The sequence below is a fragment of the Streptomyces sp. NPDC048269 genome (genome assembly GCF_040652395.1).
Classification (GTDB): domain Bacteria; phylum Actinomycetota; class Actinomycetes; order Streptomycetales; family Streptomycetaceae; genus Streptomyces.
In genome coordinates, this window is sequence record NZ_JBEZLW010000085.1 from 1 (window position 1) to 11,235 (window position 11,235).

The following is an 11,235-nucleotide window of genomic DNA, read 5'->3' on the forward strand; positions in this document are numbered from 1 at the left end:
CACCACCGCCACCGCATCCGGCGTCCGCGCCACCTGCTCCTCGAACAACACCGGCAACGGCGACCCCGCCACATCCCGCGCCGTGTCGTTCCAGCTCTCCAGAACGCGGCGGGCGTCCTGGTCCTGGGTGAGGGCGAGCCGGCCGACGGGGGTCTCCGCCCCGGCCGGGACGTCGCTCAGGAGGGCCAGCAGGGAACGGCCGAGCGCCTCGACGCGCGGCTGGTCGAACAGGTCGAAGCGGTAGCAGAGCTCGAGGTCGAGCGTGGCGCCGGAGGTGACCATGAGAGTGACGGGGTAGTGGGTCCCCTCGTCGCTGCTCGCGTCGACGATGCCCAGTCCGCCGGCGGAGGCGCGCAGGCTCTCGGTGTCGACTGGGTAGTTCTCGAAGACCAGCAGGGTGTCGAAGAGTTCACCGGTGACGGAGGTCTGCGCCTGGACATCGGTGAGACCCAGGTACTGGTGGTCCATCAGTTCCGCTTGCTGGAGCTGGATCCGGTCGACGAGGGCGCCGAGCGGTTCGAGCGGGTCGATCCGCACCCGTACCGGCAGGGTGTTGATGAACAGCCCGACCATCGACTCGACGCCTGGGATCTCCGGCGGGCGGCCGGAGACGGTGCCTCCGAAGACGACGTCGTCACGGCCGGTGTGCTGGCCGAGCACCAGAGCCCAGGCCGCCTGCACCACCGCGTTGACGGTGAGGCCGCGAGACCGCGCCCAGGCGAAGAGGGCGGCCGACTCGGACTCCGTCAGCCGCAGCCGCAGGCGCTCCGGCGGCAGCGGGGTGCGCAGCGGGTCCAGCGGGGCGAGCAGGGTGGGCTCGTCGACGCCGTCCAGGGCCTTCTGCCAGGCGGCCTCCGCCGTGCCCCGGTGCTGCCGGCCCAGCCAGCTCAGGTATTCCTTGTACGGGGTGACGCGGGGCAGCGCCGAGGCGTCGCCGTGCGTCCCGTACAGCTCGAACAGTTCCCCGACGAGGACGGCACGGGACCAGCCGTCGATGAGGATGTGGTGGGAGGTGAAGACGAACCGGTGGTGCTCCGGCCCCAAGGTGATGAGGGTGAACCGCATCAACGGCGGGCGCGCCGGGTCGAACCGCCGGGCGTGGTCCTCCGCCACCAGCCGGTCGGCCTCGGCCTTCCGTGCCTCCTCGGGCAAGTCGCTGAGGTCGGTCTCGGTCCACGGGGTGGGCACCTCGCGGGGGATGAGCTGTACGGGGTCGCCGTTCTTGCGGTAGCGGAAGCCCGCCCGCAGATTCGGGTGACGGTGCAGGACGGCGGCCGCGGCCGCGCGGAGCGCGGCCCGGTCGACGACGCCTTCGATGTCGAAGACGAGTTGCATGGTGTAGAGGTCCTGCGCCTGGCTGTCGTACCCCGCGTGGAACAGGAGGCCCTGCTGGAGCGGCGACAGCGGGAGGACGTCCTGAAGTCGGGTCTTCTGCTGCATTGCTGATCTCCTCAATACCTGTGGTCGCTCAGAGCCCGAGCTCGTCTTCGAATTCGTCGACTTCGTCCTGCGAGAGTCCGTCCAGGTAGAAGTCGTCGGGGGTGGGCCCCGTAGGCCGGGGCGCTTGCGCGTGGGCTACGAGGCCGCGCAGCGCGTCGAACCACGCCTCGGCGAGGTCCTGGACGTCCGTCCCGGTGAACAGTTCCGCGGGCCAGGACCAGGTGGCGACCAGGCGAGGTCCGCCGGGGCCGTCCTGGGTACTGGCGTTCATCTCCAGCGCGTGGGCGACGGGCATCCGCGGGTCGAAGGCGGGCAGGTCCAGGCTCCCGCCCTGTTCCGCGGTGTCGTCCCCGGAGCCGAAGCGGCCCAGGTAGTTGAAGCTGATCTGCGGAGCGGCGAGGGCGGCCAGTGTGGGCGCCGTCCTCGGGTTGAGGTATCGGAGCAGGCCGTAGCCCGCGCCGTTGTCGGGCAGGGCGCCGAGTTGTTCGGCGACGGCGGAGAGGGCCCGGCCCACGATCCGGCCGCCGGCGCGCACCTCGTCCCAGTCGTCGGCCCGGACACCCGCGTCGAGGCGTACCGGATACAGGCTGGTGAACCAGCCCACCGTCCGTGAGACGTCGGCTTCGGGCACCAGCTGCTCCCGGCCGTGGCCCTCCAGATCGGCGAGGACGCCGCTGCCGGGGTCTCCGCCGCGCCGCTCGCGCCAGGCGGCGACCGCCAGCGCGAACCCGGTGAGCAGTACGTCGTTGACTCCGGCGCCGAGGGTGGCGGGCACCCGTCCGAGCAGGGGTCCCGTCACGTCCGCGGGCAGCGTCAGGGTCAGGTCCCGGGTCGTGGCGTGCGTGTCGCGCGCCGGATCGAGGGCACGGACGCCGAGCGGGGGCTCGGCCGGGCCCTCCAGCATCCGGGTCCACACCGGCACCTCGCTCTCACGCCGGACGCTGCGTGCTTCGTCGACCAGCCCCTTCGCCCAGGAGCGGAACGGGGTCCACACCGGTTCGAGTTCGGGGGTGCGCCCGGCTGCGACCGCTTCGTACGCGGCCATCAGGTCGGGTACGAGGATCCGCCACGACACCCCGTCGACGACCAGGTGGTGGACGACGATCAGCAGGGTGCCCGGGGTGTCCGGGCCGGCATCGAACCAGACGACCCGCATCATCAGGCCGTCGGCCGGGGCCAGTGCGCGCTGCGCGGCCAGTGCCTCCTCGCCGGTGACCGCGTCGAGACGCGCTCCGCTCAGGCCGGCCACGTCGACGCGGCGCACCACGTCGTCGGCGCGGACGCTGCCCTTGGCCGCGAACTCCAGCCGCCAGCGGCCGTCTTCCGCGGTGAGCCGCGCGCGCAGCGCGTCGTGGTGGTCCAGGACGGCCTGGACCACGTGGACGAGGTGGTCCAGGCGGAGGCCGGGCGGCACGGCGGAGGAGACGGACTGGTTGAACCCGTCGATGTCGCCGCCGCCGGTCTCCCGCAGCCAGTGGACGATCGGCGTGATGACGACCGGGCCGGAGCCGGGGTCGTCGCCGTCCTGCGCGTCGTACGCGTCGTCCACCTGGTAGGCGTCGGACAGGATCTCCCCGTTGCCCTCCGCGCCGCCCGGAAGGGCGGCGGCGAGCGCCCCGACGGTCTTGTGCCGGAACACCTCGCGGGGAGTGAGCACCAGGCCCGCCGCGCGGGCCCGGCCGACCAGTTGGATGGACATGATGCTGTCGCCGCCGAGCTCGAAGAAGCTGTCGTCGGCCGACACCTTCTCCAGGCCGAGTACGTCCGCGAACAGCGCGCACAGCAGCTTCTCGCGAGGGGTGCGCGGCTCCCTGCCCGAGGACAGGGACCCCAGGTCCGGGGCGGGGAGGGCCGCCCGGTCCAGCTTGCCGTTCGGGGTGAGCGGCAGCGCGTCGAGGACGACGACGGCCGCGGGCACCATGTACTCGGGCAGCAGCTCGGCGATGTGCTCGCGCAGCGCGGCCGGATCGACGGCCCCGCCGCCGGCCGGTACGACGTAGCCGACCAGGCGCTTGACGTCGCGCTGGTCCTCGCGGGCCAGCACGGCGGCCCGGGACACCGCCGGGTGGTCGGTCAGTACCGCCTCGATCTCGCCGAGCTCGATGCGGAAGCCGCGCACCTTCACTTGGTGGTCGGTGCGGCCCAGGTACTCCAGTTCGCCGTCGGCGCCCCAGCGGACCACGTCACCGGTGCGGTACATGCGCGTACCGGGGGAGCCGAACGGGTCGGCGGTGAACCTCTCGGCGGTCAGCTCGGGCCGGCCCAGGTAGCCCCGCGCCAGTCCGGCGCCGGCGATGTAGAGCTCGCCGGGGACACCGGGCGCGACGGGCCGCAGGGCACTGTCGAGGACGTACACCCGGGTGTTGAGGACCGGCCGGCCGATGGCCGGCGGTGTGTCGGCGCCGATCACCGAGGCGGTCGACCAGATGGTCGTCTCCGTCGGACCGTAGACGTTGACGGTCTCGCGGGCGGTCGCCGCCATGGTCGCGGCGAGCGTCGCGGGCAGTGCCTCGCCACCGACCAGGGCGCGCAGGCCGCGCGCCGCGTCGGGGCTGTCGCCGAGCAGCGCCTGCCACAGCGACGGCGTGGCCTGAAGCAGGGTGCCGCCGGTGTCCTCGATGAGCTGGGCGAGCGCGGCCGGGTCGAGCACCTGGTCCTTGCTCGCGAGGACCGTTCCGGCCCCGGCCAGCAGCGGGAGGTACAGCTCGAGTGCCGCGATGTCGAAGGAGATGGTGGTGACGGCGACCAGCCGGTCGGCACTGTCCATCGGCACCAGCCGGCCCATGGCGGCGAGGAAGTTGTCCAGCGCCGCCCGGGTCACCACCACGCCCTTGGGACGCCCGGTGGAACCGGAGGTGTAGATGGCGTAGGCGGGCGAGGCGCCGTCCACCGCGACGACGGGGCCGGTGGTGTCGGGCCCGGTCGGATACCGGCGGACGTCCTCGTCGTCGAGGAGCAGGAGCGTCGCCGAGGTGGCCGGCAGGGCCGCGGCCGTCTCCCGGGTGGTCAGCAGGAGCGACGGCCGGGCGTCGCCGAGGACGTGCGCGAGGCGCTCCGCCGGGTGCGTGGGGTCGAGCGGGATGTACGCGGCACCGGACTTGAGTACGGCCAGCAGTGACACGAGCAGGTCCGCGGACCTGGGGACGGCCACGGCCACGTACCGCTCGGGAGCCGCGCCCCGCTCGACGAGCAGCCGGGCGAGCCGGTTCGCGCGGACGTCGAGTTCCGCGTAGGTCAGTTCCGTGCCGTCGCATACGAGGGCGGTCGCGTCCGGGGTTGTACGGGCGCGTGCCTCGAACGTGGCGACCAGTCCCGGCGGCGTCATGGTGTCGTCGACGGTGCCCGCCCAGTCCCCGAGGACCAGGCGCTCGTCGCGCGGCGCGAGGAGGCCGATACGGCCCACGGGCCGGTGTCCGGCCTCGGGGACGCCCGCGAGCAGCCGCCGCAGGACGGCGCCGATCTCCTCGATCCGGTCCCGGTCGAGCAGATCGGGACGGTAGGCGAGGTCGAGGGACAGTTCGGCGCCCAGGTTCACGGTGATCGTCAGCGGATAGTGGGTGCTCTCGTGGTTGCGGCCCTCGACGATGCCCAGGCCGCCCGCGGAGTTGCGCAGACCGGCCGCGTCGAGCGGGTAGTTCTCGAAGATGACCAGGGTGTCGAAGAGTTCTCCGATGCCGGTCGCCCGCTGGATGTCGTTGAGCCCGAGGTGCTGGTGGTCCATCAGCCCCGTCTGCTGTTCCTGGAGCCGGTCGAGAAGGGCGCCCAGGGTCTCGGCGGGGTCCAGTGTCACCCGCACCGGAAGGGTGTTGATGAACAGGCCGACCATCGACTCGACACCGGGGATCTGCGGCGGGCGGCCGGAGACGGTGCCGCCGAAGACGACGTCGTCACGGCCGGTGAGCCGGCTGAGCACCAGGGCCCAGGCTGCCTGCACCACCGTGTTGACGGTGACACCGCGTCCGCGTGCCCAGGCTGCGAGCGCCTCGGTCTCCTCCCGGTCGAGCACAACCCTGGTTTGCTCTCCGGACAGTGGCGCGCGCGCCGGGTCCGGCACGGCGAGCAGGGTGGGTTCGGTGAGTCCGGACAGCACCGTGCGCCACGCGGTCCCGGCCGCTTCCCGGTCCTGCCGGGACAGCCACTCCAGGTAGTTGCGGAACGGGGCCACCCGGGGCAGCGTCGAGTCGTCGCCGTCCCGCGCGTACAGCTCGAACAGTTCGGCGAGGATCACGGGCGACGACCAGCCGTCGAGCAGCAGATGGTGGTTGGTCATCACGAAGCGGTACCGGTCGGGGCCGGTGCTGATCAGCGCGAAGCGGATCAGGGGCGGGGCGGTGAGGTCGAAGCGGCGGGCCCGGTCGGCGGCCAGCCATGCCTCGAGCGCGGCGTCGCGGTCCGTCTCGGGCAGCGCGGTCAGGTCGGCGTCGTGCCAGGGCAGCTCGACGTGTTCGGTGATCACCTGGACCGGCCGGGGCAGGTCCTCGTGCCAGAAGCCGGCCCGCAGCGCGGTGTGGCGGCGGAGCAGGGCCGCGGTCGACCGGCGCAGCAGGTCGCGGTCGAGCCTTCCTTCGATCTCGAAGGCGAACTGCACGGTGTAGACGTCGGACTCGCTCTCGTCGTACACGGCGTGGAACAGCAGTCCCTGCTGGAGCGGCGACAGCGGGAGCACGTCGGTGAGGCCCGGGCTGGCCGTCTCCAGTGCGTCAAGCCTGCTCTGGTCGATCTCGACGAGCGGGAAGTCCGACGGCGTGTGGCCACCGGACTCCGGTGTCCGGGCATGGGTGACGAGGGCGCGCAGTGCGCGGAACCAGGAGTCGGTCAGGTTCCGGATGTCGTCTTCGTCGAAGAGGTCCGCGGGCCACGACCAGCCGGCCACCAGGCGCGGCCCGTCGGCGTGATCCTGCGCGATCACGTTCACCTCGAGCGCGTGGCCCTGGCGCATGCCGGGGTCCTGACCGTCGCCGAGGTCCGCGTCGGAGCGCACCATCCAGTCCGCGACGGGGCCGTCCGCGTCGGCCGTGGCCATCCTTCCGAGGTAGTTGAAGCCGATCTGCGGGGTGGGCAGGGCGGCCAGTACCGGACGGGTGTCGGGGTTGAGGTGGCGCAGCAGGCCGAATCCGATGCCGTTGTCGGGCAGAGCCCGCAACTGCTCCTTGATCGCCTTCAGCGCCCGGCCCGCGGCCGGACCACCCGCCCACACCTCGTCCCACTCGCTCTCGCCGACACCGGGATCGAGCCGCACCGGATAGAGGCTGGTGAACCAGCCCACCGTGCGCGAAAGGTCAACCCCTTCGATGATCTCCTCGCGTCCGTGCCCCTCCAGGTCCACCAGCGTGCCCCCGGGAAGCGCACGACCCTGCTCGCGCCGCCACGCCGCCACGGCCAGCGCGAAAGCAGTCAGCAGAACCTCGTCGACCCGGGCGTGGTACGCGTTCGGCACACGGGTCAGCAGCTCGGAGGTCTCCTCGGTGGGCAGTGTGAGCCCCAGCTGCCGCAGCGTCGCGGCGGTGTCGCGGACGGGGTCGAGGGGGCGCGAGCCGAGCGGCTGCTCCTCGGCGCCCAGTACGCCCTTCCACAGGTCGAGCTCGGCGACACGTTCGGGCGCCGTGGCGGCCGCGACGAGCTCCTGCGACCAGCGGCGGAAGGACGTGCCTCCCGCCGCCGCCTCGGGAGTGCGCTGCTCGGCCACGGCGGTGTACGCGTCGGCGAGGTCGGGCAGCAGGATGCGCCAGGACGTGCCGTCGACGACGAGGTGGTGGATGACGAGGAGCAGCAGGCCGGGTGTGCCGGCTCCGGCGTCGAACCAGACCGCACGGACCATGGCGCCGTCCGCGGACGCGAGCCGCGCCTGGGCGGCTGCGGCCTCCTCGGCGATCAGCCGGTCGGTGTCGGCGGCCTCGCGGAGGTCGACGCGTTGCAGCAGGCCGGCCGCGCGGACGGTGCCCTTCCCGAGTACCTCGGCCGACCAGTCGCAGCCGTCACCGGTGACGGTCATCCGCATGCGCAGCGCGTCGTGCCGGTCCAGCAGCACGTCGAGGGCGGCGGCGAGCCGGGCCTCGGTGGCGTCGGCGGGCGCCTGAAGCAGCACGCTCTGGTTGAAGGACCCGAGGGGTCCGCCGAGTTCCCGCTGCCAGTGCATGATCGGCGTCAGGTGCACGGGGCCGGTGCCGGCGTCCGGGTCCTCCGTGGGGGTGTCCTCGGCGACGGTGGCGACGGCGACGAGGGCCTCGACGGTGCGGTGCTGGAAGACCTGCCGCGGGGTGAAGACCAGCCCTGCCCGGGCGGCCCGGCTGACGAGCTGGATGGAAACGATGCTGTCACCGCCGAGCTCGAAGAAGCTGTCGTCGATCGAGACCCGGGACAGTCCGAGCAGCTCGGCGATGATGGCGCACAGCGTTTCCTCCCGCTCGTCGCGCGGACCACGTCCGCCGGGCGCGGAGGAGAAGTCGGGCGCGGGCAGGGCGCGCCGGTCGAGCTTGCCGTTGTGGGTGAGCGGCAGCACGTCGATGGTGACGAAAGCGGCCGGGACCATGTAGTCGGGCAGGGCGGAGGCGAGGTGCTCGCGCAGCCGGTCCGGTTCGGGTGTCCGCCCGGTGGCGGCCACCACGTAGCCCACGAGCTGTTTGACGCCCGGAACGTCCTCGCGGACGACGACGGCGTTGGCGCCGACCGCGGGGTGGGCGGCAAGAGCGGTCTCGATCTCACCGAGCTCGATGCGGAAGCCACGGACCTTCACCTGGTCGTCGGCGCGGCCGAGGAAGTCGATCCGGCCGTCGTGGGTGCGCCGGACGAGGTCTCCGGTCCGGTACATCCGTTCCCCCGGCGCGGCGGCGAAGGGATCGGCGACGAAGCGTTCGGCGGTCAGGTCGGGACGGCGCTCGTAGCCGCGGGCCAGACCGGGGCCGGCGAGGTACAGCTCGCCCGTGACACCGGTCGGGACGGGCCGCAGCCGCGCGTCCAGGACGTGGGCGACGACATTGGTGAGGGGCCTGCCGACGAGGGGCCGGTCCGCGTCCGTGGCCTGGATGCCGAGGGCGTCCACGGTGGCCTCGGTGGGCCCGTACAGGTTGAACGTCGTAACGCCGTCGGTGCCCTTGAGTCGCTGCCACAGCGCCTCGGGGCACGCCTCGCCGCCCACGCTGAGGAGCAGCGGATGGTGCCGCCCCGCGTCCAGCAGACCGAGGTCCACGAGCTGCTGGACGTGCGAGGGGGTGCTGTCGAGGTAGTCGATGCGGTGCTCGTGCATGTAGGCGATGAGCGCCGCGGCGTCGCGACGGGTGTCGTCGTCCACCAGGTGCAGTTCGTGCCCGGCGACCATCGCCAGCAGCGGGTCCCACGACGCGTCGAAGGACAGCGCGGCGGTCAGTACGGCGCGCATCCGGCCTCCGGCTGCCTTCGTCACGGCACCGAAGATGTGTCGCACGTTGTGGTGGAGGAGGTTGATGAGGCTGTGGTGCTCGATGGCGACGCCCTTGGGACGGCCCGTGGAGCCGGAGGTGTAGATGACGTAGGCCCGGTTGGCGGGGAGCAGCGGGCCGCTGCGCTGCGCGTCGGTCAGGTCCGTGTCCGGCTGGAGCGCGAGCTCCGCCACGAGCTCGGGGTCATCGAGGCAGAGTCGTGCCGTACGGTCGTCCACGAGCGCTCGGCCGGCGCTGTCCGTCAGGACGAGGGCGGGCCGGGAGTCGGCGAGGATGTGGGCGATCCGGTCGGCGGGAAGGTCCGGGGCCACCGGTACGTAGGCGGCGCCGGCCTTCATGACGGCGAGCAGGGCGACGATGGCGTCGGCCGTGCGGGGCAGGACGAGTGCCACTGTCCGCTCGGGGGCGGCGCCGTGCCGCACGAGCAGGTGAGCCAGCCGGTTGGCCCGGGCGTTGAGCCCGGCGAAGGTCAGCTCGGTGCCCTGGTAGACCAACGCGGTCTCGTCGGGGGTGGCCGCCACCTGCGCCTCGAAGACGGCGGGCAGGGTGCTGGCCGTGATGTCGGCCCGCGGGCCCTGCCAGTGGTCGCTCAGGCCCTGCCGCTCCTCGGCGAAGAGCACGTCGAGTGCGCCGATCGGGGTCTCCGGGGCCGTGGCGACGGCTTCCAGCAGCTGGGCGAGGCGAAGTGCGAGGAGTTCGCCGGACTCGTCGCCGAACAGGGCCGTTGCGTACTCGACTTCCCCTTCGATGCCGATGGGTGAGCCGTCCTCGGCGAACGTCTCCATGAGGGTCACGGAGAGGTCGAACTTGGCTATGCCGAGGGGTATCTGTTCGGGGGTGATGCGCAGGCCGTCCAGTTCGAGGGCGGCGGCGGCGTTGTTCTGGAAGGCGAGCATCACCTGGAACAGGGGGTGGCGGGCGAGGGACCGGGCGGGGTTGAGGACCTCCACCAGCCGCTCGAACGGCACGTCCTGGTTGGCGTATGCAGCCAGGTCCGTCTCCCGTACCCGGGCCACCAGCTCACGGAAAGTGGGGTCACCCGACACATCCGTACGCAGCACCAGCGTGTTGACGAAGAACCCGACCAGGTCGTCCAGCGCCTCGTCCGTACGGCCGGCGATGGGCGATCCCAGCGGGATGTCGTCACCGGCACCGAGCCGCGACAACAGCGTGGCGAGCGCCGCCTGCACCACCATGAACACACTCGCCCGGCTCTCCCGGGCCAGCTCGGCAAGCCGCTGGTGCGTCTCGGCGGGGATGCGCACGGGGACCACCGCGCCCTCGTACCCGGTCTCCGCCGGGCGGGACCGGTCGGTGGGCAGGGTCAGCTCCTCGGGCAGCCCGGCCAGGGTGTGCCGCCAGTAGTCGACCTGGCGGGCCAGCTCGCTGCCGGCGTCGTTCTCGTCGCCCAGGACCTCCTGCTGCCAGAGGGTGTAGTCGGCGTACTGCACCGGCAGCGGCTCCCACGCGGGAGCCGCGCCGCGGACCCGGGCCGCGTACGCCTCGCCCAGGTCACGGGCGAGCGGGGCCATCGACCAGCCGTCACCCGCGATGTGGTGCACCACCAGCAGCAGCACGTGCTCCTCGGGCGCAACGGCGAACAGACGGGCACGCACCGGAATCTCGGTGGCGAGGTCGAAGTCCTCCCGGGCGGCGGCCGCCAGCGCGTCGTCCAGCCCGCCCGCGTCGAATACGTCGGTGACGACCAGTTCCACAAGCTCCGGGCCGGCGGAGAGCACCAGCTGGTGAGGACGCCCGTCGACGTCGGGGAAGACCGTGCGAAGACTCTCGTGGCGCGCCACGACATCGGCGAGCGAGGCGCTCAGCACCTCCTGGTCGAGGGCGCCGCCGAGCCGGACGGCCATGGGCAGGTTGTAGGTGCCGTTGCGCTCCTCGAAGCGGTTGAGGAACCACAGGCGGCGCTGAGCCGGGGACAACGGGATCTCAGCGGGACGCTCCCGCGTGCTCAGTGCCGTGCGGGCGCTGCGGGCGCCGGCGAGCCGCTCCGCCAGGACGGCCACCGTCGGCGCCTCGAACAGGACGCGCACCGGAAGTTCGGCGCCGAACACCGTGCGGATGCGGCTGACCAGGCGGGTCGCGAGCAGCGAGTGACCGCCCAGGTCGAAGAAACTGTCGTCGATGGAGACCGTGGAGACGCCCAACACCTCGCGGAAGAGGGCGGACAGATCCCGTTCGTCCTCGGTGCGCGGCCGCCGGCCCCCGCTGCCCGCGCCGAAGTCCGGCGCGGGCAGGGCCCGGCGGTCGAGCTTGCCGTTGGGGGTGAGCGGCAGGGCGTCCAGGGCGACGAACGCGGAGGGCACCATGTAGTCGGGCAGGGCACCGGCGGCGTGAGCACGCAGCTCCGCGGAATCGGGCGCCG

General features: G+C 72.7%; 2 protein-coding genes. Both read right to left on the reverse strand.

Annotated elements, in window-relative coordinates; all coding sequences use genetic code 11:
* Positions 1 to 1,440 (reverse strand): condensation domain-containing protein (locus AB0D48_RS36385; RefSeq protein WP_362407304.1); only part of this gene is annotated, 1,440 nt, incomplete at its 3' end.
* Between the two features lie 28 nt (positions 1,441 to 1,468).
* Positions 1,469 to 11,215 carry an amino acid adenylation domain-containing protein gene (locus AB0D48_RS36390; protein WP_362407307.1) on the reverse strand — a complete coding sequence of 3,249 codons (9,747 nt, stop codon included), beginning with the start codon at positions 11,213 to 11,215 and terminating at the stop codon, positions 1,469 to 1,471.
* Positions 11,216 to 11,235: the final 20 nt, after the last annotated feature.